Below are 17,350 nucleotides of genomic sequence, written 5' to 3' on the forward strand. Positions count from 1 at the left end.
GATACGATAAAATCAGGTAAGAGGTACTCTAATAAAGGCAGAAAACTTTCCAAAACAGATAGGGTTGATTAAAACACAAACCTAAAAAAATCCAACGCTCTCCACAACTTTTGGTTTTGATCCGTTGATTAAAATACAAACCTAAAAAAATCCAACGCTCTCCACAACTTTTGGTTTTGATCCGGGATACGTTGAAATTGTCGGTGTCTAAGATTTAGAAATAAAACGATAAAAATGGGTATACCCCTAAACGACATGACCCCGTCTCAAGGAGACGGGGTCAATGCTACACACTTTACCCTACTTTGAAAATTATTTTGAAGCTATCGAATAGCTCGCTTATTGCTTTTCCATAACATTGAGTACAGCCAATATGAATTACTCTTTGAAGAGTTTTTTTCGACTGCTTTTTCGACCACTAAATTACTGTGAATTTGAATACAGACGGCGTTATTTTGGCTCAAAAAACCGTGAAACCTAACTATTGGCCGGTGAAATGACTATAAAAGCCGGTGAAATGACTGTATTGATGGGTGAATTTGTAGGCTTGTTTTTGCTTTTTAGACATAAATTTTGACAACAAAATAAAAAATCCTCGGTTGGACGAGGATTTTTAGAGTTCTTAAAACTGAAATTTTGGATTAAATAAGGATTCCCTGTCGAACCAACTCTTTGAAAATAAATTTCCCGAGCGCTTGTTTAGGGTTAACAAAAGGCGGCTTCAAAAGATAATTTTTTAGACCGTCAGAAATTTCGTACGTTGAATAAAGTATTTTGTCAAACAATACTGGAGCGTCTTGTAGCTCAAAAATACTATACCTACTAAAGTTGAATTCGTAATGAACTCTTTTGTATGCCGAATTTGGCGGTGACTGTAATGAATCTTCCCGGTTGATTAGTGCGTTGTGGATGTAGTTCCATCCTTCCCATTGTTCAGGATAGGAGGCTACATATTTGGCAAAAAAATCGAAAAGATATTGCAATGTTTTGGTTGAAAACTCTTCCCTCGAAGTTCCTGGCTCGGCTTTTATGGCCTCGCCCGCATAAAGCATATTAGTGCGGTCGGGCTTACGGTACGAAACCACAGGGACGAGTGGCACGCCAGTGATATAACTAAGATAGGTCATCCCTTTGCGTGCGTTAATTTTTTGACTTAAAAAGTCTACTGGGTCAAGTTTTTCATCTCCTGTACCAGTGTTGCCATCTAAGTATACTAATAGTGATCTGCCAGATTTAAGCTCGCGGACCAACTTCAATAAAATTTGAGGGTCTTCTGCATTTAACACACTTACCTCACTGTTGGTATCATACTTCTCCTTCATGCGAGCGGTATAGCTCATCATGGATTCGATTTGTTTACTATAAACATCCTGCCTGACGATGGTAGAGAAGTTGTGCCCCATCCTGATAAGCAGGTTTGCAATGATTCTGTAAGAGCCTAAGTGAAACGTACAGAAAATCTGAGGCGTTTTGTTGGATTTAAGCGATTTTATATTGCCTTTGACATCGCAGAAATCACCAATTTGCAGTAAATTGCGTTCGAAACTTTCAAAGGCTAAATTTGTCAGTAAACTTTTGAAAAGTTCGGCATGTTCTGATGGGGGGATTTCTGGGAGAAAGTTGGTAAGGTTGGCCGAAAAAATAGCAAACCTTACCGTATAACCTTCCTCTTCGTGTAAATTCACTCGGTTGAGCGCGTCTTCACAGTCAAGAAGTGCACGTTTATAATTGGCTAAATCCGAGGTTCTCATGCGATTATAATTAAAGAGCTAATGATTGTTCTGCCTGCTTCTCAAGTGAGATACCGTAGCAAGAGGCCATTGGATCTTTATCACCGAAATTCAGGAGGCGGCTTGATTCGTTTTTAGCATAGAATTTGCCTTCTTTGATGAATGAATTCAAAGCTTTTTTTGGTTGGATGCTGAATGACTTTTTCATAATTGTTGTGTTTTGAATTAAGTGAAATAATGATTTTAAAATATTGATTTACAATTCCTTGCGTTAAAAGATTTTGCTATATTTATCGTTCTAATCTTTCGACAATGCAAAGGTAGAGTACATCTAAGTTGCAGCCTATCCGTACTAATTGCTATATTTGTAGTGCTTTATAGTCATTATTGACTATTTTGTGTACTTTTGAAGTAGTCAAAGTGTGAAAGTTGAAGTTGTTATCAGGTAGTGTAGAGCGTTTTTTGTTATTATGAGTTCACTAACTCTGACTCGGTCTCTTTATAGGAGCCCACAAAATGGGTTGATTTTCTTGCTGGTGATAGTCCTCTTCTTTGAAATCATAGGATGGGCTATTTCACCCGCCAATAAGCTATACACTTACAGCTCGTACCAAACGCTCTTCTCTTACTTAAAGAATCTGTTTCTGGGTTTACTTGCACCTGAATTTTGCACGCTCTACATAATGGTGTTTTTAATTGATGTCTTCCACCGTTTTCTTGGAATTCGGAAGATTAACATCAATTTCTCATCCATGATTAAATATGAGGCGGCATTTCTGCCTTTGTTCTTTATTTCTTTCTTCTTATTCTTCCCGATTACTTTACACGTTCGCTTTTTACTCAGAGAGTTTCCAAACTATTCCTTACATCGCTACATTGAGTTGTACGTTTTTCAAGGGTTTACCTTGCAAACCTACCTTATGTATCTGCCGTTTGTTGTGTTGTTAGGGTACATCTTAGTAAATGCCGCATTGGTAAAAGATTTTTTAGACAGTGGTGATTCTTCTCAGGTAAAAATCACTCCGATTATCCCCACTACTACCGTTTTTGTACCAATAGAACCCTCAACCACTTCGTTACAACCAGTGGGAGTTGAAAAAAAAGAAATGTACCCGCGAGTCATTGAAGCCAAGACGGGTACGGGAGATGTTTATCTGAAACTAGAGGAATGCTATTACTTTGAGACAGATGAGGAGCGGTATTATGTCGTACATCCAAAGGGACGTTTTCGAGTCATGAAACCCTTATCTGTTTTAGAAGAAGAATTAGATCCACTACATTTCTTCCGGGTTCACCGTAGCTACATCATTAATCTAGACCATCTTGACAGCTATATTTATTGGGAAAAAGGTAAATATATCGTTTATATCAAAACTGCTGCTGAGATTAAAGAGATGATGATGTCTCGCCAACGTTTTCCTGCTTTCAAAGATGCCCTTGCTGCCAACCGGAGCAGGTAACGCCCTTTTATTTACAACGTATTTATGTGAGATTTGATTTGTAAACCAAATTTCAGCAGTTGCCGGTTACTAGAAAGTCCGAGCTTGTGGATTAAGTTCTGTTTGTGATTGGCTAATGTTCGGTAGCTAATACAAAGTGAATCAGAGATTTCATAACCCGTTAATCCTTCTGTTACTAAATAAAGAATCTGCTTCTCTCGATTAGTTAATGTTTTCAGTTTCTGCTGCGTATCGCTGTCAATTTCGTTAAGGCCTTGCTTTTTGATTAAGTCTTTGAATCCGTCGCTGTAGTATTTTGATTGCGTCTGAATGTAAATGAGGCATTTGTAGAGCTCCTCCAAACGGTCTTCCGAATACAAATATCCCTGAAAATTGGCGTCCAATGCTTTGGTCAATTCTTTTGAATTTGAATTGTTGAAGTAAAGAACCAGTTTGGGAGGGCTTGATGACTCCGAAAGTTCCTTCAACAGATGATTGGTTTCTTTGCCAATTAAATTTGCTTCAACAATAACGCACTTGGGCTTCTTGGTGTGGATTTTTTGGATTAGGTCATCGAGTTCATTGGCACGTCCAACTACATCAAATCCTTCTCGCTCCAGAAGTTTGCTTAATACCTCGCAGGAAAATGGTTCCTCTTTTGCTACCAATACAGAGGAGTCCAGTTTGCGAATTCTCATTTCATTATTTTTCATAGTCGTTTTTTGAGGATAGTTCAAGCGGTTTGCTATGAAGATACATTAAGGTATACCCAAAACGCAAGTTTTTTCCGTGAATCCTACCTTTTTATCCGTGAAATCACTATGAAAATTATGTTTCACGGATTTTACAGTAAAAAAGCCTCATTTATTGTGAGGCTTTTTGGGATATAATTTGACTTAAAAAACATTAAAACTGTTCTGTTTTTGAGAAGTAAAAGCTACCTTCTAGGGCGGCATTTTCGTCGGAGTCAGAGCCGTGAACGGCGTTGGCTTCGATAGACTTTGCAAACAATTTTCGGATGGTTCCTTCTGCTGCCTGCGCCGGATTGGTTGCGCCAATCAAGGTGCGAAAGTCAGCGACTGCGTTTTCCTTCTCCAAGATGGCCGCATAAATCGGGCCCGACGACATATAGTTGCAAAGGTCGTTGTAAAAAGGCCGCTCGGCGTGCACAGCATAAAACTCACCCGCCCGCTCTTTGGTCAACAACGTCTTTTTCAATGCTACAATTCGGAATCCTGCTTCTTCAATTAATTTGAGAATCGCTCCTGAGTTACCATCCGCTACGGCGTCTGGTTTAATCATCGTAAATGTTCGGTTAGTCGTCATTTGTTGGTTCATTTGTAGTTAAAAACAATTTTTGAGCAGCGGATAATCACTGCTTCATACCAGAACGCTACTGGTCAGGTACATGCCATTAGGACAAAATAACGTAGCTGTCTTTCTAAAATAACGCCTCAAAATTAGGAAGTCTATACGGCTTTCGGAAACATTTCAACGAAAGTTACTAACTTTGCAGGCTATGCAACAGTGGAACGCCTTTTACGAGCTTATTAATTCGGATTCAAAACGTTTTGTGATTCTTACCCATCAAAACCCCGACGCAGATGCGATTGGGTCCTCGTTGGGGTGGAAATTGTACCTTCAGAAAAAAGGACATACCGCTACGGTTATTGTTCCTAATGAATGCCCATCAAATTTGCGTTGGATGCCCGACTATGCCGAGGTGATTACATTTGATCAGAATGCACAGACGGTTGCTCAATCCAAAAAACTTCTCCAAGAAGCAGATGTCATCTGTTGTTTAGATTTTAATGCATTACATCGAATCAAAGGCTTGGGGAGTTTGGCGCAAAGCTCAGAAGCAACTAAAATACTGATTGACCATCATTTGGAGCCAGAATCGTTTGCTGATTTTGAATTTTCAGACACAACCAAGGCCGCGACTGCTCAGTATATTTGGGAAATTATTAAACAAATGGGTGATGCTGAATTGGTAGATAAACCCATGGCAGAATGCCTATACGCTGGCATTATGACCGATACGGGTTCTTTCAGGCACGGTAACACTACCCCCGAAGTACACTTAGCGGTGGCCGATTTGATGAGGACGGGCTTGAATACAAACTATGTTCACCGGGCTATTTTCGATAATAATTCATTGGGGAGAACCCGACTACTGGGGTACGTATTGTCGGAAAAACTTACTTGGCTACCCGAATATCGCACCGTTTACATGACTCTTTCGCTGGAGGAACTCAAACGGTTTAATTCCGAAATTGGAGATACGGAGGGAATTGTCAATTTTGGCCTCTCGCTCGAAAACGTTGTCATGTCTGTATTGCTCATTGAGCGCCGGGATGAAATAAAACTGTCGTTTCGTTCGGTACAAGATTTTTCAGTGCGCGAACTTGCCAACAAATACTTTTCAGGAGGAGGGCATAAGAACGCATCGGGCGGACGTACAAATACGAGTTTACCCGAAACGGTAAATTTACTTTTATCTATCTTGCCCGAATACCAAACCCAACTTTTAAACGTTGAGAAATAGTTTGGTTGTCAATACCTTACCTAAATTAAACATTAAATATCAATAAAATCAATCACAAATAACGCATAACAATTAACTGTGCAAGAGCACTCATTTCATGAAATTTAAATCAATACTTTCTTTGTTTGCGGCGGGAGCCTTGCTTGCTGCGTGTAACAATCGCGTCAGTGTAAGCGATACAGGCTTAAAATACCAAATTCATGACCAAAAAGGTGATGGCCGCAAACCCAAAATCGGTGATATATTAACAGTACAATTGGTACTGAAAAACAGCCGTGACTCGGTGTTGCGTGATACCTATAAAGAAGGCCGCCCTCTCCAGGTGATGCTCCAAACGCCTCCGTTCAAAGGCTCATTTGAAGAAGGATTGGCGATGCTTGCCAAAGGCGATAGCGCTTCCTTTTTTGTAAGTGCAGACTCGCTCTTTACGCGTATGATGCAGCCTCTGCCTCCAGGCATTGCTAAAGGAACAGACATCCAGTTTACGGTAAAAGTCCTTGAAGTGCAAAACGAGCAGGAATTCCAAAAAGGACAAGCCGCCGCTCGCGAAGGACAGATAAAAGTCGATGCTAAAATCATTGATGCTTACGTAGCCAAAAATTCTTTGAAAACCGTTGAAACGCCATCAGGGTTAAACTACGTAATCGTTAAAGAAGGGGATGGAGTTAAGCCTGTGGCGGGCAATATGGTATCGGTTCATTACGTTGGAAAATTGTTGGATGGTAAAGAGTTTGATAGTTCTTACAAAAATCCACAAAGCGGTGGCAAGCCTGTTGATTTTCCAATTGGTCAGGGAATGGTTATTCCAGGCTGGGAAGAAGGAATCATGAACATGAAAAAAGGCGGTAAAAGCACCTTTATTATTCCATCGAGCTTAGCTTATGGTGAGGCGGGTTCTCCGGGTACTATTCCGCCAAACTCAGTATTGGTATTTGACGTTGAACTTGTGGATGTTAAAAATGCGCCCAAGCAGCAATAAATAGTTGTTAGTGAACAGTGATTAGTGAGTCGTTTTTTGAATGGCAGCACCCACAAACCACCTCTCACTAATCACTTTTACATAATCACTTAATTACAAATTATCTAATAAACCAGAATGAGGGGGACGTTAATTTTAGGGTTAGCAGTAAGCTTAGCTGTTACGATTGTAGCTTGCGAGCAAACCGAAGAAGCCTTTCAAGACCGTAAAACACGCGATAATAAAGCGGAAATACGGAGCTATCTGCTCGCTAACAACATACAGGCCGATAGCCTTCGTAATGGATTGTATTTCAGTATCCTGAATAAAAATCCGAATGCCCAAAAACCGCAGATAGGCGATGAGATTACGTTTCGTTATATTGCCCGGCGCCTAGACGGCACTATCGTCGATAGCAGCCAAGTAGGGATAAACGATGTGTATATTCGCTCGTTTAATTCCAATGATATTACGGCGGCGGGGTATGCAATGACTTACCGCTTTAATGCAGTACCTTCGTTTGAAGAACTTTTAGCAGCACCACAGGAAAAAATCAGGGAGGGCGATAAAGTCTCGCTGTTTGTTCCGTGGTCGTTGAGAGGAACAGGTGATGTGTCGCTGTTGGCACCTTTATATATTCCAATTCGATACGATTTGGATATTCTTAAAGTGAGAACCGAAGAAGAACAAATTGAAGATTTTGTGGCGCTGAACAAAATTCAGGGTTTGGAAAAAAATCCAACGAATGGCCTTCGATTTGTAAAAACCAAAGCATATCCCGATTCCGCATTGATTGCAGTTAATACCACCGTGAGTGTGACTTATACGGGAAAATTGATTCGGAATGGAGTACAATTTGATGCTGGAACAATCGACGTAAGTGTGGTAGACCCCACAGGTAATGCCTCTGGAGGAGTAGTAAAAGGCTTTAATGATGGAGTGGCAAAGCTCCGATTTGGTGAAAAAGCAATTGTCATTTTTCCATCGGCACTTGGCTATTCGGTACAGGGCAGTGCTGGAAAAATTCCGGCATATTCGCCGCTTTATTTTGAAATAGAAGCCAAACGAAAATAATTAGTTTACTAAAAGCGGCGTTAGCGTCGCTTTTTTTATGTTCAATTTTATGCAACTCTGTTTTGCCACCAACAATGCCCACAAGTTGGCAGAAATTAAGGCGCTTTTAGGGAAAACCTTTGCGCTCAAAACATTGAAAGAAATTGGTTGTGAGGAAGAACTTCCCGAAACCACCGATACCATTGAAGGTAATTCCCGTCAAAAGGCCGAATACGTTTGGGAACATTTTGGTGTCGATTGTTTTGCCGATGATTCAGGACTCGAAATTACCGCCCTCAACGGTGCGCCGGGCGTACATTCGGCCTATTATGGTGGTTCAAGGGATTTTCAGGGCAACATAGCGCGGGTATTGGAAGAACTGAAATCGGAGTCTGACCGAAGCGCACGGTTCAAGACCGTAATTACGTTGGTTGTTCAGGGCAAGGTTTATCAATTTGAAGGGATTATCACTGGTCAGTTGCTGAAAGAACAACGCGGAAGCCAAGGATTTGGGTATGACCCTATTTTTGTTCCAGATGGCTACGAACGAACGTTTGCTGAAATGTCAATTGAGGAGAAAGGCAAAATCAGCCATCGTTCTCGGGCTTTTGCTCAGTTAGTCGATTTCTTACAGACTTATTCTGGAGAGTAAAGTATAAGCAGTAAAGGTATTTTGTATTTTTTTTCCAGTTCTGTTGCATCAAGCTAGGCTATTTTGCGTGTGCGTTCGGATTCATAAACATTCTTTCTGTAAAATCGCGGCTATTGGTTACGTCTTTTTAGTATTTTTACTTTTCCTAAAATTATACCTCTAACAGCGCCTGTCGCTTTTTGCCACTCCACGTATGCATTATCGCCTCTACTCCGACAACCCCGAAAGCCGTTATATTGAAGTAGAGTGTCGTATCAAAACTGAGGAAACCCACACCCTTGAGGTTCAGCTGCCCGCTTGGCGCCCAGGAAGGTATGAGTTGCAGAATTTTGCCAAGAATATTCAAAGATTTGGGGTTTTTGATAGAGCTGGAAATCCGCTTTTGTTCAAAAAAATTACCAAAGACCGCTGGCAGATTCAAACCCAGGGAGAAACGGATATTGTAATACAGTATAACTATTACAGCGCCGTTCTAAACGCTGGAAGCAGCTATGTAAGCGAAGAATTTTGGTACGTCAATCCCGTTAATCTGTGCCTTTATACCGACCAAAATCTTCACGAATCCTGTACGTTGGAGTTGGTTATTCCCGATAATTTTGTGGTGGCCTGTGGTCTAAAGCAGATTTCAGAATCTACCCAAATTGGAAAAAAAACGCTGCTGGCGAAGGATTATTATGAGTTGGTGGATAGTCCTTTACTGGCCTCGCCCACCATTCAAAGTAGGTCTTATAAAATCAATACGACCACTTTTTATGTTTGGATGCAGGGAAATATCAAGCCCGATTGGCACCGAATCTTGATTGATTTTGAAAAATTTACCGCCGCCCAAGTCAGCACCATGGGCGATTTCCCTGAATCTGAATACCACTTTTTAAACCTGATTCTTTCCACGCCCTTTTATCACGGTGTAGAGCATCGGCATTCGACCATGATTGTCTTAGGCCCTGATGATGAGGGAGAAGGATTATATACCGACTTGCTAGGGGTAAGCTCACATGAGCTGTTTCATGCTTGGAACATTATCAGGATACGGCCCCAGGAACTCTTGCCGTACGATTTTACGAAAGAAAATTACTTCACCACCTGTTTTGTGGCCGAAGGGGTGACCACCTACTACGGAGATTTGTTTTTGCGACGTTCGGGCGTTTTTGATGATGTGGCCTATTACCGTGAACTTCAAGTATATATGAAGCGACATTTTGAAAACAACCGTGATGCGCAGCAATCCTTGGCGGAGTCGTCGTGGGATTTGTGGTTGGATGGATACGAAAAAGGAATTCCTAAGCGCAAAGTGTCGGTATATCATAAAGGCGCTTTGGTGGCGTTAATATTGGACATTTCGATTCGCAAAAATCATCAGCACAAAAAATCTTTAGATGATGTAATGCGGGTGATGTGGCAACGTTTTGGCATACCATTTGTAGGATACTCGTTTGAGGATTATCAATCTGTGGTGGAAGAAGTCGCAGGGGAGTCTCTGGATTGGTATTGGAAAGATTGTATTTTGAGTAATATCCCTCTTGAAAATCACCTTAATCATGCGCTTTCGTGGGTAGGTCTCCAAATGGTTACGTTTAGTGACGGAACGGTACATTTACAGGAATTAGAGAACGAAAGGGCTATTTTACAAAGAAATAAATGGTTAAATAGCGATATTTAGCCAAAATATGAGCATATTAGTTTGTTTTTTATATATTTATCACTTATTCATTGGGATATAAAATCAAGTACACAAATGAAAATAACGCCGATTGAGATTCGCCAGCATACGTTTCAAAGAGTCTTACGTGGATATGACATGGAGGAGGTTGGGGCGTTCTTAACGTCCCTTTCTAATGAGTGGGAGCGCGTATTGAACGAAAATAAGCTGCTGAAAATGCAATTGGAGATTGCGGAAAAAGACTTGAATAAACTCCGCGAAGTAGAATTGACGATGTTTCGGATGCTCAAAACGGCAGAAGATACCAGTGCCCAAATGACCGAACAGGCCAAAGTAGCCGCCGAACAGTACATTGAAGATGCGCGTCAAAAAGGGGAAGAACTGGTAAACGACGCCCGCAAAAAGGCGAATATGCTGATTGTTGATGCCGAAAATCAATCCAAATACGTGCGCGAAGAAATCCTTGGGGAGTTTAAAAACCACGAGCGGGATTTCAAAGCCATGGAAAAATACCGCGATAATCTGATTGTTCAATTAAAAGCCCTTGCCAACAATACCGTCGATAGTATCGAACGTTTTGAAAAGAAATTTTCGCAAGTTACCGTTCAGGAAAAATTTGAGGATTTACGAATTCAGGTAAGCGATTCTCTTAAAGTTGGTGAAGAAGGCCAAAAAGCACGATTGGAATTGGAGAAAACGGTAGAAGAGGTTGTGGAAGGGGAAACACAAGAGGCCAAAGAAGGCGTGGATGAAGTAGAAAATGAAACAACGGCCGAAGCTACGGACGAAATAACTGACGCGGCCGAAGTAGCGGCAGCGGAAGAAACCAAGGAAGAAGAAGCCCCAGAAGAACCGTCAGAAGCCGAAATACAAGCCGAAAAAGATGAAAAAACCAAGGAAGAAGGGTCGTTTTTTGACCAGATTGGGTAATTAAATACAGAAAAAAACGGGTTACGTTTTTCTAACCTTTAACTTTTAACCATACTTTGGGGACAGTTTCGCTCGAAGGAATCGAATTCTTCGCTTATCATGGCACTTCGGAAGAAGAGCAAAAAATAGGAAATAAATTTTCAATAGACGTAACCATCACGACCGACTTTAGTGAAGCAGCCCGTTATGACCGCCTGAAAGGTACCGTAAATTATGAGGTTATATACCGGGTTGTGGCGCAGGTAATGCAAAAATCCAGTCGACTTTTGGAGCATATCGCCTACAATATTATTGATGAAATACGAAAGGCGTACCCGTCGGTAGAAACGATAGAAGTTAGCGTTTCGAAGTTTAACCCTCCCGTGGGAGGAGTCTGTGCCCGGTCACGGATTACGCTGAAAGGATAAAAGGTAGAGGCGCAAAAGTTGCGCCTCTACGTCAAAAAGAAATCTTTTTTACCACCCGTCTTAGCAACAAGACGGGTTTCTTTTATGATAATGTGTTGGCTCATGGCTTTGCACATGTCATAAATAGTCAGCGCCGCTACGCTTGCACCCGTAAGGGCTTCCATTTCAATGCCTGTCTTGCCCGTTACGCTTGCGGTACAGACAATCTCTACTTCACGCGCCTCGTTTACCGTAATATCCACTTGGCAATTTTCTAATCCCAACGGGTGGCATAGTGGTATGAGCTCGCCCGTGCGCTTGGCGGCCATCACGCCCGCAATGACCGCCGTTTGAAAAACAGGGCCTTTTTTTGTGTGAATCTCGTCGTTTTGGAGCAAATCCATGATTTCGTCGCCCAGCACCACTATGCTACGGGCTTTTGCAACGCGTTTGGTGACGGCTTTTTCCGATACATCCACCATACTTGGATTTCCTTCGGAATTTAAATGAGTAAGAGACATTCGTTCGTTTGTTTTAAATACAAAATACGTAAAGAATACGTTAACAGTGACTATTACTTTATCGTTATCTAATTTTAATCATTTTATGATTGCCCACCGTTTACTACCATTGTACCTTTGTAACGAAAGTTAAAAGTAAAGTAACGCAAAAATCAGTATGTTAACTCAGATAAACAGTCTTCTTTGGGAACTCCTCAGCGCGCAGCTTACGACCTCAGAAGCCGATTGGCTATCAGCGAAGGGAGAAGCTGAACCGTTGGAATTGATGACGGCTTTTGTGGCGGCGCCCCGTTTTTTGGCCAAACGCACGGTGAAGCCAACGGTGCAGCAAACCATAGAGTTAAACGAGATTCTACCTGGATTTTCGGTGGAAGATTGGGGCATTGTACGGCTGAGCCGTGTGTGGTTGTTGAGTTGTTTGGAAGCTGCCGATAAAGAAGAATATTGTCGCCACATAGAAACCCTTTTTGATACCGCCGAAATGAACGAGCTAGTAGCGCTTTACTCGGCGCTTCCAGTGTTGAATTACCCCGAAAAATGGCTTTTCAGGGCCACTGACGCTGTACGTTCCAATATGGGAGTAGTGTTTGATGCCATTGCTCTACGAAATCCGTATCCGACAAAACACTTTACAGAACTGGCTTGGAATCAGCTCGTACTCAAAACCATCTTCAACGATAAACCTATTCATTTTATCGTAGGGTTGGACGAACGAGCCAACAAAAATTTGGCCCTCACGCTTTCTGATTTTGCCCACGAACGCTGGGCGGCGGGCAGGATGGTGGCTCCGCAAGTGTGGCGATTGGTGAGTAAATTTTTGAACGAAGAACTTCTCTCCGATATGGAGCATCTCTTTAAGTCACCTTCCATCCACGACCAGCAGGCGGCGGCCCTTAGTTGTCATCATTCAGATTATGAACCCGCAAAGCAATTGCTTGCCAACTACCCTGATTTGGAAAAAAATGTCCACCATAACCAATTGACTTGGACCCACCTTGAATTTATTGATCTTAATACTTATGTGCCTAACCGATAAAGAATTAACGCAGAATCCGTCCCATTTTGAGGAGACGGATGAGATTGTCACCCATCGCGATATGGGCTGGGATGATTACCGGGAATTGATTCGTGGAATGCGCTTTTTTGACCCGCATATTCACATGGTTTCTCGGACCACCGATGACTACGAAGCCATGCGTGATGCGGGCATCGTGGGACTGATTGAGCCCGCTTTTTGGGTAGGTCAACCCCGTACTGGACTTTCTACCTTTAAGGACTATTACAGCAGTTTGGTGGGCTGGGAGCGTTTTAGGTCGTCGCAGTTTGGGATTAAGCATTATTGCACCATCGGTCTCAATTCGCGCGAAGCCAACAACGAACCGCTGGCTGAGCAAGTGATGGAGATTTTGCCACTGTATTTATATAAAGAAGGCGTTGTGGGCGTGGGAGAAATTGGTTTTGACGACCAAACCGCCGCCGAAGAAAAATACTACCGTCTTCAGTTGGAGTTGGCAAAAAAAGCAAAGCTGCCTGTACAAATCCATACCCCGCACCGCGACAAGAAAAAAGGAACGGAGCGAAGCATGGCCATTGCCCTCGAACACGGCCTTGACCCGTCGTGGGTGATTGTGGACCACAACAACGAAGAGACTGTAAAGAGCGTATTAGACCAAGGCTTTTGGGCGGCGTTTACCATTTACCCTTTTACCAAAATGGGCAACGAACGCATGGTAAAAGTAGTGGAACATTATGGACCGAATCAAATCATGGTTAATTCGGCCGCTGATTGGGGGATTTCTGACCCGCTGGCGATTCCTAAAACCGCCGCTTTGATGAAAATGCGCGGCATTCCAGATGAAACCATTCGACTCGTGACCTACCAAAATGCCATTGATGCCTTTGCCAAAAGTGGTCAAATTGACGTCAGTGATTTTGAAAATGGCCTCAATGTAGACCAAAGTGAGAAGTTTAACGGAAACACCATTTTACGCGGCGGCCAGCAACCCCGCGTTGCCAAAGATTCTTTAGTAATTCGATAACGTGAGCGTCATAAAACCATACCTGCAACTTACCCGTCCGGCCAATATTGTCACGGCCATTGCTGATATATTGGCGGGGATGGCCATTGCCCAATTTACGTTTGGAGCGAGTCCCGCGTATTGGTTGGTACTTTCTACGGTGGGCCTATACGGTGGTGGGGTGGTGATGAATGATGTATTTGACGCTCAACTGGATGCCATTGAGCGCCCAGAGCGCCCCATTCCGAGTGGAAGAGTGCCTATACGCTCGGCGGCTTTTATGGGTCTTGGGTTGCTGATTTTAGGGGTAGTTTCGGCGGCACTTTTCAGCATATTGAGCGGTATGATTGCCCTTATAGTGGCACTATTGGCCATTTTATACGACCGTTACGCCAAGCACAGCGCAGTCTTTGGGCCATTGACGATGGGATTTTGTCGGGGTGGAAATCTACTTTTGGGCATGAGTGCCGTTAGTCCATCGTTGCCTGAATGGGGTTGGTTAGCGTTGGTGCCAATTGCCTACATTGGCGCTATTACGCTCATAAGTCAGGACGAAGTTCATGGCGGCAAGCGCCGCTCGCTTTACATTGCAGCGTCGCTTTATACCACGGTTCATGCCATTCAGTTTTTGGTGGCGTTCAATGAAGGAAATGGAACAATGGCGTTGTTGCTCATTGTGTTGCACGCCCTGATGGTAGGGCGTCCTTTGTGGAATGCGTTCCAAAATCCGATTGGTCCCAACATTGGAAAAGCGGTAAAAGCAGGTGTACTTTCTCTTATTGTAATGAATGCGGCCTGGTGTATTGCCTTTGGGAACTGGCCCGTAGCACTTGGTGTTCTTTTATTACTTCCATTATCCATACTGTTAGCCCGTATATTTGCGGTAACCTAGCGAATTTTAAACTTATGCAGACCCTACAACAATCATTTCAGGTTCCTTATACCTATTCCATTTTTTTTACCAAAGGACTGTTTGACCCACAAAACAATACGATAAGGAGCTTTTTTAATTCCTTTGGTGAGGCTGGTTTTCAACGTAAAGCGCTTTTTGTGATTGACGGTGGCTTTTTGGCGCACTATCCAACGCTTGAAAAAGAGATTGTTGCTTATTTCGCTACGTTGGGAGATGCCGTGAAATTGGTGCCTGACCTCATCGTGCTGCCCGGTGGAGAAGCTGCCAAAAATGACCCTGCCTTGTTTGATAAGATTGTGGAAGCCATTGACGAACACGGCATTGACCGTCATTCGTTTGTTGTTGGCGTGGGCGGAGGTGCTATTTTGGATTTAGTGGGCTACGCCGCTGCTGTATCGCACCGTGGGGTGAAGCACATTCGTATTCCAACCACCGTTCTTTCGCAAAACGACTCGGGCGTTGGGGTTAAAAATGGGATTAATTACCAAGGAAAGAAAAACTTTTTGGGGACGTTTGCACCGCCCGTAGCGGTTTTTAATGACCTTTCTTTCTTGCAAAGCCTCGACGACCGTGATTGGCGCTCGGGTATTGCCGAAGCTATAAAAGTGGCTTTAATCAAAGATAAAGCCTTTTTTGAGTGGATTGAGGCCAATGCCGAAGCCCTTGCGCTCCGTAATGAAGAGGTGATGGCTTACCAGATTCACCGTTGTGCTGAAATGCACGTTGAGCATATTCGCAGCGGCGACCCCTTTGAGTTTGGCTCTTCGCGCCCGTTGGATTTTGGGCACTGGGCGGCGCACAAATTAGAGTACCTTACGGATTTTCAGATTCGCCACGGCGAAGCAGTTGCCATTGGCATTGCCTTAGACTGTGTGTATTCGGTCAAAGTGGGGAGATTGAGCCACGACGAATTGCAACGAATTTTGACCGTTATTCAAAAACTTGGTTTTGATTTATACCACCCCAAACTCGCCGAAAATGATAAAATCAACCTACGTAATGGCCTGCGGGAGTTTAGGGAACATTTGGGCGGCCGTCTGACTATCATGCTGCTCGACCAAATTGGCAAAGGTGTGGAAGTCCACGAAATGGACGCCGACCTCATTGCCGAAGCCGTAGATTATTTGGAAGGGCATTATTCGAGTTTGTTGATGAGTTAAAGGCTCCATTAACAATGACGATTTTTGAAATCATTATTGAAAAACCGACACATACTTTTATTGCTAAATAATTACTTTGTCACCTTGTAAGGGCCTTGAGGCGCTAATGGGGTGACAAAGTAATTTTTGACCGACAATCACTTTATTGATGATAGCGGTATTCCAAACCATTTTCTACATCAACCAATATGCAAACCCCCCACGGACACCTCACTTATTGCAGCAATATTCACCCTGGCGAACGTTGGGATGAGCATTTTAAGACTTTACAGGACAATCTCCCGTTTATAAAAAATCAACTTTCGTCCAATGCACCTTTTGCTTTAGGTTTGCGTCTGGCCAATGATGCGTCTATTGAACTCTCCAAGCCTGAGCGACTGGCAGAATTCAAAGCATGGTTGGCCGCTAATGATATTTACGTGTTTACAATGAACGGGTTTCCCTACGGAGGCTTCCATGCTACGCGGGTAAAAGACGATGTACATACGCCCGATTGGACGACCACCGACCGCACCGAATACACCAAACGCCTCTTCAGGATTTTAGCACAACTGCTGCCCGACGGCATGGAAGGGGGTGTTTCTACCTCCCCGCTGTCGTACCGCTATTGGTGGCAGGGTGAAGAAGAGACCCAACAAGCCATCAAAATTGCCACCGAAAATATTCTTCAAGTGGCCGAAACTTTGATTGAGCTTCGTCGTACTACTGGTAAAGTAATGCACCTCGACATTGAGCCTGAGCCTGATGGAATCTTAGAAAACGGTCAGGAATTTATCGACTGGTACGCCGATTATTTTTTACCAAAGGGCATCGCCCATTTACAGGAAACCCACGGTTTTTCGCCCGAAGACGCCAAAGAAGCGCTCCTGACACATATTCAGCTGTGCTACGACGTCTGCCATTTTGCGGTGAGCTATGAAGAGCCACAAACCATTGTCAATCAATTAAATGAGTTGGGTGTCCGCGTCGGAAAAATCCAAATCAGTTCGGCTATTAAAATTGATTTACGAGAAAATAGGGAGGAAAAATTAAAAGCGATTCAGTCGTTTGACGAGCCAGTGTACTTGCATCAGGTGGTTGCAAAAGACATGGATGGCACTTTTCAGAAATACCGCGATTTACCAGAAGCTTTAGCGGCAGATACCGACCAACAAACAGAGTGGCGTATTCACTTTCACGTACCGCTATTTATTGAATCGTATGGCTTACTTGATTCTACCCAAGGTGACATCGTAAACACCCTCAACGTACAAAAAGCCACGCCTTTTACGCAGCATTTGGAAGTAGAAACCTACACTTGGGGTGTATTGCCCGCCGATATGCAAAAGCCAATCGGTGAGTCGATTGTGCGGGAGTTGGAATGGGTGCGTGGGCAATTGTAG

Annotated in this window: 18 protein-coding genes; 13 read left to right on the forward strand and 5 right to left on the reverse strand. The window is 43.1% G+C overall.

What is annotated here, in order from left to right; genetic code table 11:
• Nucleotides 1-641: 641 nt before the first annotated feature.
• Nucleotides 642-1,751 (reverse strand): LpxL/LpxP family acyltransferase, encoded by a 1,110-nt coding sequence (locus NCI00_RS23445; protein WP_253531840.1) that lies wholly within the window; start codon nt 1,749-1,751, stop codon nt 642-644.
• 10 nt (nt 1,752-1,761) lie between these two features.
• Nucleotides 1,762-1,938, reverse strand: a complete 177-nt coding sequence (locus tag NCI00_RS23450; RefSeq protein ID WP_158549974.1) for a hypothetical protein — start codon at nt 1,936-1,938, stop codon at nt 1,762-1,764.
• Between the two features lie 544 nt (nt 1,939-2,482).
• Between NCI00_RS23450 and NCI00_RS23455 the strand changes: the two genes are divergently transcribed.
• Entirely contained in the window at nt 2,483-3,190 is a 708-nt protein-coding gene (locus NCI00_RS23455; RefSeq protein ID WP_253531842.1) for a LytTR family DNA-binding domain-containing protein, read from the forward strand.
• Nucleotides 3,191-3,201: 11 nt separating this feature from the next.
• Here NCI00_RS23455 and NCI00_RS23460 read toward each other — a convergent pair whose 3' ends face one another.
• Entirely contained in the window at nt 3,202-3,867 is a 666-nt protein-coding gene (locus NCI00_RS23460) for a response regulator transcription factor (RefSeq protein WP_158549976.1), read from the reverse strand.
• Between the two features lie 208 nt (nt 3,868-4,075).
• On the reverse strand, nt 4,076-4,495 hold the full coding sequence (locus tag NCI00_RS23465) for a nucleoside-diphosphate kinase (RefSeq protein ID WP_114070388.1): 420 nt from the start codon (nt 4,493-4,495) through the stop codon (nt 4,076-4,078).
• A 193-nt stretch (nt 4,496-4,688) separates the two neighbouring features.
• Between NCI00_RS23465 and NCI00_RS23470 the strand changes: the two genes are divergently transcribed.
• From NCI00_RS23470 to folB, 7 genes are all read left to right on the forward strand, one after another.
• Nucleotides 4,689-5,717, forward strand: a complete 1,029-nt coding sequence (locus NCI00_RS23470) for a DHH family phosphoesterase (protein WP_253531844.1) — start codon at nt 4,689-4,691, stop codon at nt 5,715-5,717.
• A 97-nt stretch (nt 5,718-5,814) separates the two neighbouring features.
• A complete protein-coding gene (locus NCI00_RS23475; protein ID WP_253531846.1) occupies nt 5,815-6,696 on the forward strand; it encodes an FKBP-type peptidyl-prolyl cis-trans isomerase in 882 nt (293 codons plus the stop codon).
• Between the two features lie 117 nt (nt 6,697-6,813).
• Nucleotides 6,814-7,749: an FKBP-type peptidyl-prolyl cis-trans isomerase gene (locus NCI00_RS23480; protein WP_253531848.1), complete on the forward strand. Its 936-nt coding sequence runs from the start codon at nt 6,814-6,816 to the stop codon at nt 7,747-7,749.
• A 49-nt stretch (nt 7,750-7,798) separates the two neighbouring features.
• A complete protein-coding gene (gene rdgB, locus NCI00_RS23485) occupies nt 7,799-8,380 on the forward strand; it encodes an RdgB/HAM1 family non-canonical purine NTP pyrophosphatase (RefSeq protein WP_253531850.1) in 582 nt (193 codons plus the stop codon).
• 193 nt (nt 8,381-8,573) lie between these two features.
• Nucleotides 8,574-10,040, forward strand: coding sequence for a M61 family metallopeptidase (locus NCI00_RS23490; protein ID WP_253531852.1), 1,467 nt, complete (start codon nt 8,574-8,576; stop codon nt 10,038-10,040).
• A 75-nt stretch (nt 10,041-10,115) separates the two neighbouring features.
• Complete coding sequence (locus tag NCI00_RS23495) at nt 10,116-10,970, forward strand: DivIVA domain-containing protein (protein WP_253531854.1); 855 nt, start codon at nt 10,116-10,118, stop codon at nt 10,968-10,970.
• Nucleotides 10,971-11,026: 56 nt separating this feature from the next.
• Nucleotides 11,027-11,377 carry a dihydroneopterin aldolase gene (gene folB / locus NCI00_RS23500; RefSeq protein WP_114460069.1) on the forward strand — a complete coding sequence of 117 codons (351 nt, stop codon included), beginning with the start codon at nt 11,027-11,029 and terminating at the stop codon, nt 11,375-11,377.
• 26 nt (nt 11,378-11,403) lie between these two features.
• Here folB and moaC read toward each other — a convergent pair whose 3' ends face one another.
• Nucleotides 11,404-11,877, reverse strand: coding sequence for a cyclic pyranopterin monophosphate synthase MoaC (moaC, locus tag NCI00_RS23505; RefSeq protein WP_253531856.1), 474 nt, complete (start codon nt 11,875-11,877; stop codon nt 11,404-11,406).
• Between the two features lie 157 nt (nt 11,878-12,034).
• Here moaC and NCI00_RS23510 point away from each other — a divergent pair, with 157 nt between their 5' ends.
• The 5 genes from NCI00_RS23510 (at nt 12,035) to eboE (ending at nt 17,350) form a co-directional block, all read left to right on the forward strand.
• Complete coding sequence (locus NCI00_RS23510; protein WP_253531858.1) at nt 12,035-12,913, forward strand: EboA domain-containing protein; 879 nt, start codon at nt 12,035-12,037, stop codon at nt 12,911-12,913.
• Nucleotides 12,897-13,916 (forward strand): TatD family hydrolase, encoded by a 1,020-nt coding sequence (locus NCI00_RS23515; RefSeq protein ID WP_253531860.1) that lies wholly within the window; start codon nt 12,897-12,899, stop codon nt 13,914-13,916. Before NCI00_RS23510 ends, NCI00_RS23515 begins: the two co-directional genes overlap by 17 nt.
• 1 nt (nt 13,917) lies before the next feature.
• On the forward strand, nt 13,918-14,787 hold the full coding sequence (gene eboC, locus NCI00_RS23520) for a UbiA-like protein EboC (protein ID WP_253531862.1): 870 nt from the start codon (nt 13,918-13,920) through the stop codon (nt 14,785-14,787).
• Nucleotides 14,788-14,801: 14 nt separating this feature from the next.
• Nucleotides 14,802-15,968, forward strand: a complete 1,167-nt coding sequence (locus tag NCI00_RS23525) for a 3-dehydroquinate synthase (protein ID WP_253531864.1) — start codon at nt 14,802-14,804, stop codon at nt 15,966-15,968.
• 188 nt (nt 15,969-16,156) lie between these two features.
• Nucleotides 16,157-17,350: a metabolite traffic protein EboE gene (gene eboE / locus NCI00_RS23530; RefSeq protein ID WP_253531866.1), complete on the forward strand. Its 1,194-nt coding sequence runs from the start codon at nt 16,157-16,159 to the stop codon at nt 17,348-17,350.

The sequence above is a fragment of the Runella salmonicolor genome (assembly GCF_024158025.1).
Lineage (GTDB): Bacteria > Bacteroidota > Bacteroidia > Cytophagales > Spirosomataceae > Runella > Runella salmonicolor.